This is a genomic window from Streptomyces sp. YJ-C3 (assembly GCF_053891275.1).
The window spans coordinates 6,802,208-6,815,174 of sequence record NZ_CM132685.1 but is presented as its reverse complement, the minus strand read 5'-3'; the positions used below and the strand labels follow the sequence as shown (position 1 = coordinate 6,815,174).

At 70.3% G+C, this 12,967-nt stretch carries 8 protein-coding genes; 3 read left to right on the top strand and 5 right to left on the bottom strand.

The features are described 5' to 3' along the window. Window positions 1-135: 135 nt before the first annotated feature. The 5 genes from ACVHNB_RS30610 to ACVHNB_RS30590 are packed head-to-tail and all read right to left on the bottom strand — an operon-like array spanning window position 136 to window position 5,447. Complete coding sequence (locus ACVHNB_RS30610; protein WP_428955292.1) at window positions 136-1,236, bottom strand: ADP-ribosylglycohydrolase family protein; 1,101 nt, start codon at window positions 1,234-1,236, stop codon at window positions 136-138. Window positions 1,237-1,272: 36 nt separating this feature from the next. Continuing rightward, window positions 1,273-2,586, bottom strand: coding sequence for an ABC transporter substrate-binding protein (locus ACVHNB_RS30605; RefSeq protein ID WP_456226351.1), 1,314 nt, complete (start codon window positions 2,584-2,586; stop codon window positions 1,273-1,275). Continuing rightward, window positions 2,586-3,434 (bottom strand): carbohydrate ABC transporter permease, encoded by an 849-nt coding sequence (locus ACVHNB_RS30600; protein ID WP_428955294.1) that lies wholly within the window; start codon window positions 3,432-3,434, stop codon window positions 2,586-2,588. Before ACVHNB_RS30600 ends, ACVHNB_RS30605 begins: the two co-directional genes overlap by 1 nt. Next, entirely contained in the window at window positions 3,431-4,390 is a 960-nt protein-coding gene (locus ACVHNB_RS30595; protein WP_428955295.1) for a carbohydrate ABC transporter permease, read from the bottom strand. The genes ACVHNB_RS30600 and ACVHNB_RS30595 overlap by 4 nt, the downstream gene beginning before the upstream one ends. Before the next feature lie 19 nt (window positions 4,391-4,409). Beyond that, window positions 4,410-5,447, bottom strand: coding sequence for a LacI family DNA-binding transcriptional regulator (locus tag ACVHNB_RS30590; RefSeq protein WP_428955296.1), 1,038 nt, complete (start codon window positions 5,445-5,447; stop codon window positions 4,410-4,412). Between the two features lie 279 nt (window positions 5,448-5,726). Between ACVHNB_RS30590 and ACVHNB_RS30585 the strand changes: the two genes are divergently transcribed. From ACVHNB_RS30585 to ACVHNB_RS30575, 3 genes are all read left to right on the top strand, one after another. After that, window positions 5,727-6,458 (top strand): VIT1/CCC1 transporter family protein, encoded by a 732-nt coding sequence (locus ACVHNB_RS30585; RefSeq protein WP_428955297.1) that lies wholly within the window; start codon window positions 5,727-5,729, stop codon window positions 6,456-6,458. Window positions 6,459-6,821: 363 nt separating this feature from the next. Then, window positions 6,822-11,432, top strand: a complete 4,611-nt coding sequence (gene gltB / locus ACVHNB_RS30580) for a glutamate synthase large subunit (RefSeq protein WP_428955298.1) — start codon at window positions 6,822-6,824, stop codon at window positions 11,430-11,432. Further along, window positions 11,425-12,885, top strand: a complete 1,461-nt coding sequence (locus ACVHNB_RS30575; protein ID WP_428955299.1) for a glutamate synthase subunit beta — start codon at window positions 11,425-11,427, stop codon at window positions 12,883-12,885. Before gltB ends, ACVHNB_RS30575 begins: the two co-directional genes overlap by 8 nt. The last annotated feature ends 82 nt before the right edge of the window (window positions 12,886-12,967 follow it).

Here is a 12,967-nt window from a genome sequence, read left to right as displayed (position 1 = left end):
AATGCCTGTGGTGTCCTGCGGGGGCACCCCGACACGTCCCCTCCCGTCGACGTGCGGCCTCAGCCCGGTGGGGCTTCTCGTCCGAGTGCGGCGCCATCGGCCGCGGCCCCGCCTTGGGCGATCTGCCGTGCCGGGTCACGCCACCGCTCCCTCGCGGTCCGGCGGGGGCGGGGTCAGGCGGTCCGCCACGTCGAGGATGTGCTTGCCCGCCATGGACGGGAGGCAGCTGCCGCGAACCGGGCCGATCGCCGCGGACCACGCCTCCGGGATCGACGCCTCGCCGCACAGCGCCCCGGCGAGCGCCCCGGCGACTGCCGCCGTCGTGTCCGCGTCGCGGCCCATGTTCACCGCCGTGAGGACGGACTCACGGAAGTCGCCGCGGGCCACCGCGAACGCCCCGAAGGCGAGCCCGACCGCTTCCGGCGCCAGGTCCGTCCAGGGGTAGCCGCCGATGACGACCGCCTTGCGCACCGCCCGTTCCATGGACAGCTGGGTGCCGTCCGGGTCCCGGCGGGCCCGGCGCGCCGCCGACACCGCCCGGTGCAGGGAGCGCGCCGTCCAGGAGTCCTCCGGCACCACGGAGAGCGCCGCCTGGACGACCGCGTCCGGGTTGTGGCTGACCATCGCCGCCGCCACTCCGGCCGCCACCGCCCGTCCGCCGTGGATGCCCTCCCCGTCGTGCGACACCGTGCCGTCGATGGACACCAGGCGCGCCGCTTCGGCGGGGCGGCCGGCCGCGTGGACACCGAAGGGGGCCGCCCGCATGGCGAGGCCGTCGCTCCACGCGTGCCGGTGCTGCGCCGAGATGGGCGCCGCGAGACCGCGGCGCAGATTCTCCAGCGTGCCGCGCTCGCTGAAGCCCGCGCCCTTGAACGGGCCCTCGTCCCGGTCCGCGATCCACGTGTGCCAGGCCGCCTCGACATCGGCGATGGTGAGGGCCGCGCCGTGCTCGGCGAGCAGCAGGCCGGAGAAGATCGCGTACTCGGTGTCGTCCGTCCCGGCCGGATCGGCGGAGACGAAGCCCTCGATGCGGCCCCAGCGTTCGCGGATCTGGGACGGCTTCATGTTCTCGGCGGGCGCGCCGAGCGCGTCGCCGACGGCGAGGCCGAGGAGCGCGCCCCTGGCCCGGTCCCGCAGGGAGATCGTGCCGGGCGGCGGGGGATGCGGGACCGTGCGCAGCCTGCGGGGGGCCGCGGTGCCGTCCGCGGGGGGATCCGGGTCGACGCTGACGCTCATGGTGTGTTCGTGCTCTTTTCTGGGGTCGTGCTCGGTTCAGCGTTGGTAGCGGTCGAGGATGCGGTTGCCGTCGCCCGCCAGGCGCTTGCGCAGTTCATCGATGCCGAACGCGCCGTTGTAGTACTCCTGGTAGGCCGGAGTGGCGATCTTGTCCTTCCACTCCGCGTAGCCGCGCACCCCGAGCACCGGCGAGGGGCGCAGGTCCTTCGCTATGTCGGCCCCCGTCCGCCAGCCGTTCTTGTCCGTGGTGAGCGAGGGGTCCTTCAGCGCTTCGGTGCTCGTGGGCAACAGCCAGTCGCCGCGCGCCAGTTGGACCTGGTGCTCGGCCTGCGTCAGGTACGCGATGAAGTCGGTCGCCACCTGCTTGTGCCTGCTGTCCTGGGAGACCGAGAGGGTCTGCGGGGCCGTGCCCTGTGCCAGGCCGCCGGCGCCGGACGGCATGGGCAGCACCGTCCAGTCGAAGCCCTCGGGTGCCTGCTGCCGGACCTGCTGGCGGTACGAGAAGTTGAGCGGGAGCATCGCGTAGCGGCCCGCGAAGAAGCCGGGCAGCGTGTCCGAACCCGACATGCCCAGGCCGGACTTGGGCGCGGTGCGGTCCTCGTTGACCTGCCGGTTGATCAGCTGCGCGACCGCGGAGTCGGCCGCGTCGTAACGGATCTCGTTCTTGCCGTCCTCGCCCTTGTAGAAGATCTTGCCGTCGGTGGACAGGGAGAGGTTGACGGACTGGCTGACGGGTTCCTTCATCGACCAGGCGACGCCGTAGGTGTCCGGCCGGCCGTCCTTGTTCTTGTCGTGGGTGAGCTTCTTGCTGACTTTCTCGAACTCGTCCCAGGTCCAAGGGTGTTGAGCGGTCGGGATGCGGACGCCGGACTGCTTCAGCAGCTTCGTGTTCGCGATCAGGACGCGCGGCTCCTGGAGGAACGGGATGCCGTACGTCCTGTGGTCGAACGTCGTCGTGTCCCAGGAGGCCTGCGGGATGTCCTCCTTCAGCGACTTCGGCAGATACGGGCCGAGATCCGCGAGGTAGCCGCCGTTCGCGAAGTCGGTGAGGTCGGAGGCGTCGTCGTGGAAGATGTCCGGCGCCTCGCCGCCCTCGAAGGAGGTGAGGAGCTGGTCGTGAATGTTGTCCCAACTCCCCTGCACATACTTGACCTTGACCTTGTCATGGGTGTCGTTCCACCGCTTGACGAGCGCCTTGTTGGCGTCGACCGACTCCTTCTGCCAGGCCAGGCTGAGGAATTCGAGGGTGACCGTGCCGTCGGACGGGTCCGAGCCGTCGCCGCCGCATCCGGCGACGAGGGTCAGGCAGAGGGCGGCCGCGGCCGCCGCCGTGATCCGTCGGGTGCGCATCAGCCCTTCACCGCCCCGCTGAGCATGCCGCCCACGAGCCGGCGCTGGAGCAGCGCGAAGAAGACCAGGCTGGGGATCGTGGCGAGGACCGAGGCCGCGGCGAGGGGGCCCAGGTCCGCGACGCCCTCGGCGCCGAGGAAACGGGTGAGGATGACCGACATCGTCTGGTTCTCCGGGGACTTGAGCAGCACGAGCGCGAAGAAGAATTCGTTCCAGGCCGTCACGAAGCTGAACATCAGCGTCGCCACCAGGCCGGGGGCCAGCAGCGGGAGGACCACGCTCGTCAGCGTGCGCAGACGGCCCGCTCCGTCCATCGCCGCCGCCTCCTCCAGGGAGCGCGGCACCGACTTCACGTAGCCCTGGAGCATCCAGAGCGAGAAGGGCAGGTTCCAGACGACGTAGACGATGATCAGGCCGGGGATGCTGTCGATCATGTGCAGGTTCTTCAGCACCAGGAACAGCGGAATGATCACCAGGACGAACGGGAACATCTGGCTGACCAGGATCCAGACCGTGCCGGCCTGGCCGACCCGGCTCTTGTAGCGGACCATCACGTACGCCGCCGGGACCGCGATCGCCACCGAGATCAGCGAGGCGCTGACCGCGACGACCAGGCTGTTCAGTGCCGAGTGGAGCAGCGGCTGCGCGTCGAAGGCCGCCCGGTAGTTGTCCAGGCTCGGGTGCCGCGGGAGCCAGGACGGGTCGATCGAGCCCAGCTCCTGCGGCGACTTGAACGAGGTCGACAGCAGCCAGAGCAGGGGGAAGGCCAGGAAGACCAGGTAGCAGAGCAGGGCCAGGTACTGGCCCGCCCGGCCGGCGGCCCGGGGGAGTGCGGGGCTCACGCTCATGCTGCGTCCTCCTTGAGCTTCTTGCGCAGGAACAGCGTCAGGAGGACCGCGATCACCGCGATCATGACGAGGCCCATCGCGGCCGCGTAGCCGAACTGGCCGTACTTGAAGGCCTCTTCGTACGCGAACAGCATCGGCAGCCGGGTCTGTCCGCCCGGGCCGCCCTGCGTGAGGACGTACACCAGGCCGAAGGAATTGAAGTTCCAGATGAAGTTCAGGGCCGTGACGGCGAGGACCACCGGCTTGAGCGCGGGCCAGGTGACCGTGGTGAAGCGGCGCCACAGTCCGGCGCCGTCCAGCTGGGCGGCCTCGCGCAGCTCGTGCGGCACGTTCTGCAGACCGGCGAGGAGCACGACCGTGGTCTGCGGCATGCCGGCCCAGACGCCGACGACGATGACCGCGGGCAGCGCGTAGGAGAGGTCGGAGAGCCAGTCGATGTTCTCGTGGATCAGGCCCAGCTGGGTCAGCGTCTTGTTCAGGATGCCCGCGTCGGAGTGGTAGACGAGGCGCCACATGATGCCGACCACGACCTCGGGCATCGCCCAGGGCACCAGCGCGAGGGTGCGGGCCAGCCAGCGGAAACGCAGGTTCTGGTTGAGGAGGAGGGCGAGGCCGAGCGCCAGGACGAACTGCAGCGCCGTGACGCACACCGCCCAGATCAGGCCGATGCGGAACGACTCCCAGAAGAGGCTGTCGTGGCGCAGGTCGAGCAGGTTGTCCAGGCCGACGAACTGCGTGGGGGACGTGCGGCCCGCCTGCGCGTCGGTGAACGCGAGCGACAGGCCGTACAGGAGCGGGCCCACGCTGAGTATCAGGATCGGGACCAGCGCGGGAAGCAGCAGGAACCAGGCGCCCCGGTCCAGGCCGAGCGCGCGCTTGCGCTGGTCCGGAGTGCGGGGCGGCGGTGTGCCGCGGCTGCCCGGGACGGCACTGTCCCGGTCGGCGGTGAGACTCATGGATCGAACCTCGTGGCTCTCAACTGTCGGGCGCCGCCCGGCCCGTGGAGGCGCGGACGACGAGGCGGGGCGGGGCGGTGGTGCTGCGGGGGGTGGCGGTCCCGGAGGCGCCGAGGCGCTCCAGAAGCAGTTCGGCGGCGCGCCGGCCGCGCTCGGTGGAGCCGAGGTCGACGCTGGTCAGCGGGGGCCAGCCGGCCTGCGCGAGCACGCTGTCGTCCATGCCCGCGACGGCGACGTCCTCGGGTATGCGCAGCGCGCGCGAGTGCAGGGCGCGGGCGGCGCCGAGCGCCAGCTGGTCGTTGGCGCAGAAGACGGCGTCGGGGGACCGGTCCAGGAGGGCCGCGGCGGCCTCGGCGCCGGATTCGATGCCGAAGTCGGTGTGCACGACGAGCGCCGGGTCGTATACGAGGCCGCAGTCGTCGAGCGCCGCGCGGTAGCCCGCGGCGCGGTTGCGGCCGGGGACCGTGTCGCAGGGGCCGTTGACGAAGGCGATCCGGCGGCGCCCGGTCTCGTACAGGTGGCGTACGGCGAGCGAGGCGCCCGCGACGGAGTCGGCGCGCACGCTGTCCACGGGCACGTCGTCCGGCAGGGACCCTATGACCACGACGGGACCGGCCGCGGTGCGCAGCGCCTCGATGTGCTCGTCGGTGATGCGGATGGGGCAGATGATGAGCCCGTCGCTGGTCCGGTCGCCGAGGCTGCGCAGCACGGCCAGCTCGTCGTCGACGACGGCGTCCGTGGAGTGCAGGAGCAGGCGGTACCCGGCCGCCTTCGCCACCGACTGGATGGCGCGGACCATCGCCACGTACACCGGGTTGCCGATGTCGGGCATCGCAAAGGTGAGCTGCCGGGTGCGGCCGTCCTTGAGGGAGCGGGCCACCGCGTTCGGCACGTAGCCGAGCTCGGCGGCGGCGCGCTCGACCCGCTCGACGGTGTCGCGGCGGGCTCCGACGCCGTTGAGGACGCGCGAGACGGAGGCGATCGAGACTCCCGCGCGCTCGGCGATGGAGACGATCGTCGGCTGACCGCCCTGCGGTGCGGTCGCTGTCCTCGGCACCTCTTTGCCCCCTTATGTCAGCGAACGTCTGGTTGCTGTAAACGTTTCCGGCTACTGGAAACGTTTACAGATGTTGCGGTCATGTTTCCCGGCCCGTCAACGGAGCGATCACGTGATCCATCTCACGGGTGAGTCGGGGAAGGTCGAGGTCAGCGCGTGCCCGGCCTGTTGCGCAGGGTGCAAAACCGCAGGTAAGTACGGCCTTCCTTGCTAGCGGAGGCGTTTTTTCGCGCGTACTTTCGGGTCCGTAAACGACCTAGGGGAGCGGGGATCACGAGCATGGCCATCATCGAGACCGAGGCGACGCTGCACGACGCGCACCGGGACAATCACACCCACCGCGACGTCAACGGCGGCTGGCTGCGTCCGGCGGTGTTCGGCGCGATGGACGGCCTCGTCTCCAACTTCGCGCTGATGGCCGGTGTCGCGGGCGGCGCCGTCTCGCAGCAGACGGTGATCATCACCGGTCTGTCGGGCCTGGCCGCCGGCGCCTTCTCCATGGCGGCCGGCGAGTACACCTCCGTCGCCTCCCAGCGCGAGCTGGTCGAGGCCGAACTCGACGTCGAACGACGGGAGTTGCGCAAGCACCCGGTCGACGAGGAGCGGGAGCTCGCCGAGCTGTACGTGTCCCGCGGTGTCGAGCCCGAGCTGGCCGCGGAGGTCGCCCGGCAGTTGTCGCGCGACCCCGAGCAGGCCCTGGAGATCCACGCGCGCGAGGAGCTCGGCATCGATCCGAGTGATCTGCCCTCGCCGACGGTCGCCGCGGTCTCCTCCTTCGGCTCGTTCGCGCTGGGCGCCCTCATCCCCGTACTGCCCTACCTGCTGGGGGCGAGCGCGCTGTGGCCCGCCGTGGTGCTCGCGCTGATCGGACTCTTCGCGTGCGGCGCCGTCGTGGCGAAGGTGACGGCGCGCTCCTGGTGGTTCAGCGGATTGCGGCAGTTGGCCCTGGGCGGCGCCGCGGCGGGTGTGACGTATCTCCTGGGCAGTCTCTTCGGAACGGCAATAGGTTGACGGTTCGCCGGTCACGGCCGGAAGATGGCTATACAGGGCCTTGCATAAGTAGTCGTTACTGGACGGTTTCGAGTACTTGACCACGGGGCATGAGCCGTAAGCGCTGTGGGCAATGAGGCCCGCGACGCGCATCGGCACATCGGCCCCCCGGTCACTGATCTGTCCCCCGGGCCCCCTTCCGCCGCCACCCGCGGTGTCCGCATGTTGGAACGAACTATCCGCTTCCTGAGAATCGTTCCATCATGTAACCTGCACGAAATTTTGCAGCAGCATGAACTTTGCAGTACATCAGCAGTACCTCCGCAGAGGGCCAACGTCGTCCCTCGGCACTTGAAAAATGCCACGACGACGACGGGAGAGCCGATGCGTACGCCGCGCCAGCCGTCCCAGCATTCCGCGAACGGCCAGAACTGGTCGCACATGGATGCTCGCCCTGCCGCCCAGGGCATGTACGACCCGCGCAACGAGCACGACGCCTGCGGCGTCGGCTTCGTGGCCACCCTCACCGGTGAGGCGAGCCACACGCTGGTCGAGCAGGCGCTCACAGTTCTGCGCAACCTGGAGCACCGCGGTGCCACCGGCTCCGAGCCCGACTCGGGTGACGGCGCGGGCATCCTGTCCCAGGTTCCGGACGCCTTCCTGCGCGAGTCGGTCGACTTCGACCTGCCCGACGCCGGTGCGTACGCCGTCGGTATCGCCTTCCTGCCGGAGAACGACACCGAGTCCTTCGTCTCGCAGCTCGAGACCATCGCCGGTGAAGAGGGCCTGAACGTCCTCGGGTGGCGTGAGGTCCCCGTCGCCCCGCAGCTGCTCGGCGCCACCGCCCGCTCGACGATGCCGGTCTTCCGGCAGATCTTCGTGGCGGACGCGGACGGTGCCGCGAAGGACATCGCGCTGGACCGCAAGGCCTTCGTCCTGCGCAAGCGCGCCGAGCGCGAGGCCGGCGTGTACTTCCCGTCGCTCTCCGCCCGCACCATCGTCTACAAGGGCATGCTGACCACCGGCCAGCTGGAGCCCTTCTTCCCGGACCTGTCCGACCGCCGCTTCGCCTCGGCCGTCGCGCTCGTCCACTCGCGCTTCTCCACGAACACGTTCCCGTCGTGGCCGCTCGCGCACCCCTACCGCTTCGTCGCCCACAACGGTGAGATCAACACCGTCAAGGGCAACCGCAACTGGATGCGCGCCCGCGAGTCCCAGCTCGCCTCCGAGCTGTTCGGCTCGGAGAAGCTGGAGCGGATCTTCCCGATCTGTACGCCGGACGCCTCCGACTCCGCCTCGTTCGACGAGGTCCTGGAGCTGCTGCACCTCGGCGGCCGTTCGCTTCCGCACAGCGTCCTGATGATGATCCCGGAGGCGTGGGAGAACCACGACTCCATGGACGCCGACCGGCGCGCCTTCTACCAGTACCACTCCACGATGATGGAGCCCTGGGACGGCCCGGCCTGTGTCACCTTCACCGACGGCACCCAGGTCGGCGCCGTTCTCGACCGCAACGGCCTGCGCCCCGGCCGCTACTGGGTCACCGACGACGGCCTCGTCGTCCTCGGCTCCGAGGTCGGCGTCCTCGACATCGACCCGGCGAAGGTCGTCCGCAAGGGCCGGCTGCAGCCCGGCCGCATGTTCCTCGTCGACACCGCCGAGCACCGCATCATCGAGGACGACGAGATCAAGGCCGGCCTCGCCGCCGAGCACCCCTACGGCGACTGGCTGGAAGCCGGCGAGATCGAGCTCTCCGACCTGCCCGAGCGCGAGCACATCGTGCACACGCACGCCTCCGTCACGCGCCGCCAGCAGACCTTCGGCTACACCGAGGAGGAGCTCCGTATCCTCGTCGCGCCGATGGCCAAGACCGGCGCCGAGCCGATCGGCTCGATGGGCACGGACACCCCGATCGCGGCCCTCTCGCAGCGCCCGCGCCTGCTCTTCGACTACTTCACCCAGCTGTTCGCGCAGGTCACGAACCCGCCGCTGGACGCGATCCGCGAGGAGCTCGTCACCTCGCTGCGCTCCTCGCTGGGCCCGCAGGGCAACCTGCTGGAGCCGACCGCCGCGTCGTGCCGTTCGGTCACCCTGCCGTTCCCGGTGATCGACAACGACGAGCTGGCCAAGCTCATCCACATCAACGCCGACGGCGACATGCCCGGCATGAAGGCCGCGACCCTGTCCGGCCTGTACCGGGTGAGCGGCGGCGGCGACGCCCTCGCCGCCCGGATCGAGGAGATCTGCGCCGAGGCCGACGCGGCCATCGACGCCGGTGCCCGCCTGATCGTCCTGTCCGACCGGCACTCCGACGCCGAGCACGCGCCGATCCCGTCGCTGCTGCTCACCGCCGCCGTGCACCACCACCTCATCCGCACCAAGGAGCGCACCGAGGTCGGCCTGCTGGTCGAGGCCGGTGACGTGCGCGAGGTCCACCACGTCGCCCTGCTGATCGGCTTCGGCGCCGCGGCCGTCAACCCGTACCTGGCCATGGAGTCGGTCGAGGACCTGGTCCGCGCCGGCACGTTCCTGTCGGGCGACGAGAACGGCGAGGCCGAGGGCGCGATCCGCAACCTGATCTACGCGCTCGGCAAGGGCGTCCTCAAGGTCATGTCCAAGATGGGCATCTCGACCGTCGCCTCCTACCGCGGCGCCCAGGTCTTCGAGGCCGTCGGCCTCGACGAGGCCTTCGTCGAGAAGTACTTCAACGGCACGGCCACCAAGATCGGCGGCGCCGGCCTGGACGTCATCGCCCAGGAGGTCGCCGCCCGCCACGCCAAGGCCTACCCGGCCTCCGGCATCGCCCCGGCGCACCGCGCCCTGGAGATCGGCGGCGAGTACCAGTGGCGCCGCGAGGGCGAGCCGCACCTGTTCGACCCGGAGACGGTCTTCCGCCTCCAGCACGCGACGCGCTCGCGCCGCTACGACATCTTCAAGAAGTACACGGACCGGGTGAACGAGCAGTCCGAGCGGCTGATGACGCTGCGCGGCCTGTTCAACTTCAAGTCCGAGGGCCGGCAGCCGATCTCGATCGACGAGGTCGAGCCCGTCTCCGAGATCGTCAAGCGGTTCTCGACCGGCGCCATGTCCTACGGCTCCATCTCGCGCGAGGCCCACGAGACCCTCGCCATCGCCATGAACCAGCTGGGCGGCAAGTCCAACACCGGTGAGGGCGGCGAGGACCCGGACCGTCTGTACGACCCGGCGCGCCGCTCCTCGATCAAGCAGGTCGCCTCCGGCCGCTTCGGCGTCACGTCCGAGTACCTGGTCAACGCCGACGACATCCAGATCAAGATGGCCCAGGGCGCCAAGCCCGGTGAGGGCGGTCAGCTGCCCGGCCACAAGGTCTACCCGTGGGTCGCCAAGACGCGTCACTCGACGCCGGGCGTGGGCCTGATCTCCCCGCCGCCGCACCACGACATCTACTCCATCGAGGACCTGGCTCAGCTGATCCACGACCTCAAGAACGCCAACCCGGCGGCCCGCATCCACGTGAAGCTGGTCTCCGAGGTCGGTGTCGGCACGGTCGCCGCGGGTGTCTCCAAGGCGCACGCGGACGTCGTCCTCATCTCCGGCCACGACGGCGGCACGGGCGCGTCCCCGCTCACCTCGCTCAAGCACGCCGGTGGCCCCTGGGAGCTCGGCCTCGCCGAGACCCAGCAGACCCTGCTGCTCAACGGCCTGCGCGACCGCATCGTCGTGCAGACCGACGGCCAGCTGAAGACCGGCCGCGATGTGCTGATCGCCGCGCTCCTCGGCGCCGAGGAGTTCGGTTTCGCGACCGCGCCGCTCGTCGTCTCCGGCTGCGTCATGATGCGCGTCTGCCACCTGGACACCTGCCCGGTCGGCATCGCCACCCAGAACCCGACGCTGCGCGACCGGTTCTCCGGCAAGCCCGAGTTCGTCGTGAACTTCTTCGAGTTCATCGCCGAAGAGGTCCGCGAGCTCCTCGCGGAGCTGGGCTTCCGCTCCATCGAGGAGGCCGTCGGCCACGCCGAACTCCTCGACACCGAGCGGGCGGTGAACCACTGGAAGGCGCAGGGCCTCGACCTGGAGCCGCTGTTCCACGTCCCGGACCTGCCCGAGGGCGCCGTCCGCCACCAGCTGATCACGCAGGACCACGGCCTGGAGAAGGCGCTCGACAACGAGCTGATCAAGCTCGCCGCCGACGCCCTCGCGGCCCAGGACCAGGCCGACGCCCAGCCGGTGCGCGCCCAGGTCGCCATCCGTAACATCAACCGCACGGTCGGCACCATGCTCGGCCACGAGGTGACGAAGAAGTTCGGTGGCGCGGGCCTGCCCGACGACACCATCGACATCACCTTCACCGGCTCGGCGGGCCAGTCGTTCGGCGCGTTCGTGCCGCGCGGTGTCACGCTGCGCCTGGAGGGCGACGCCAACGACTACGTCGGCAAGGGCCTGTCCGGCGGCCGCATCGTGGTCCGCCCGGACCGCGGCGCCGACCACCTCGCCGAGTACTCGACGATCGCCGGCAACACCATCGCGTACGGCGCGACGGGCGGCGAGCTGTTCCTGCGCGGCCGCACCGGCGAGCGCTTCTGCGTCCGCAACTCCGGTGCCACGGTCGTCTCGGAGGGCGTGGGCGACCACGGCTGCGAGTACATGACCGGCGGTCACGCGGTGGTCCTCGGCGAGACGGGCCGCAACTTCGCGGCCGGCATGTCGGGCGGCATCGCGTACGTCATCGACCTGGACACCGACAACGTGAACGGCGCGAGCCAGTCCGCGGTCGAGGCCCTGGACGACACCGACAAGCAGTGGCTGCACGACGTCGTGCGCCGCCACGTGGAGGAGACCGGCTCCACGGTCGCCGAGAAGCTGCTCGCCGACTGGGACGCCTCGGTGGCCCGCTTCAGCAAGATCATCCCCAGCACGTACAAGGCAGTGCTCGCCGCCAAGGACGCCGCCGAGCGAGACGGTCTCTCCGAGACCGAGATCACCGAGAAGATGATGGAGGCGGCGACCAATGGCTGATCCCAAGGGCTTTCTCAACCACGGGCGCGAAGTCGCCAGGACGCGTCCCGTCGGCGAGCGCGTGCAGGACTGGAACGAGGTCTACGTTCCCGGCTCGCTGCTCCCCATCATCAGCAAGCAGGCCTCGCGCTGCATGGACTGCGGCATCCCGTTCTGCCACAACGGCTGTCCGCTGGGGAACCTGATCCCCGAGTGGAACGACTTCGCGTACCGCGAGGACTGGTCGGCGGCGCAGGAGCGGCTGCACGCCACGAACAACTTCCCGGAGTTCACCGGCCGCCTGTGCCCGGCTCCGTGCGAGTCGGCGTGCGTGCTCGGCATCAACCAGCCGGCCGTCACCATCAAGAACGTCGAGGTGTCGATCATCGACCAGGCGTGGGACCGCGGCGACGTCGCGCCCCAGGCCCCGGAGCGGCTCTCCGGCAAGACGGTCGCGGTCATCGGCTCGGGCCCGGCGGGCCTGGCCGCCGCCCAGCAGCTGACGCGGGCCGGTCACACGGTCGCCGTCTACGAGCGCGCGGACCGCATCGGAGGACTCCTCCGCTACGGCATCCCCGAGTTCAAGATGGAGAAGCGCCACATCAACCGCCGCATCGAGCAGATGCGCGCGGAGGGCACCAAGTTCCGTACGGGCGTGGAGATCGGCCGTGACCTCGACGCCGCCAAGCTGCGCAAGCGCTACGACGCCGTGGTCGTCGCCGCCGGCGCCACGATCTCCCGCGACCTGCCGGTCCCGGGCCGTGAGCTGAACGGCATCCACTTCGCGATGGAGTACCTGCCGCTCTCCAACAAGGTGCAGGAGGGCGACTTCGTGCAGCCCCCCATCACCGCCGAGGGCAAGCACGTCGTCGTCATCGGCGGCGGCGACACCGGCGCGGACTGCGTGGGCACCGCCCACCGCCAGGGCGCGGCCTCGGTCACGCAGCTGGAGATCATGCCGCGCCCCGGCGACGAGCGGAACGCGGGTCAGCCCTGGCCCACCTTCCCCATGCTCTACAAGGTCACGAGCGCGCACGAGGAGGGCGGCGAGCGGGTCTACTCCGTCTCCACCACCCACTTCGAGGGCGACGAGGACGGCAACGTCCAGTGGCTGCACCTCACCGAGGTCGAGTTCATCGACGGCAAGCTGACGCCGAAGCCGGGCACGGAGCGCAAGATCCCCGCCCAGCTGGTCACCCTCGCGATGGGCTTCACCGGCACCGACCAGGAGAACGGCCTCGTCTCCCAGTTCGGCCTGGACCTCGACGAGCGCGGCAACATCGCCCGCGACGGCGACTTCCAGACCAACGTCCCCGGCGTCTTCGTCGCCGGTGACGCGGGCCGCGGCCAGTCGCTCATCGTGTGGGCCATCGCGGAGGGCCGCTCGGCCGCCCGCGGCGTGGACCGCTTCCTGACCGGCGCCTCGGAACTCCCGGCGCCGATCCGCCCGACGGACCGCGCCCTCATGGTGTGACGCCCCGTCCCTGAACGTCCCGTACAACGGCGTACGGAACTGAGCGCGACGCTCGCCCTAACTGTCCCCGACCGGACGCCTG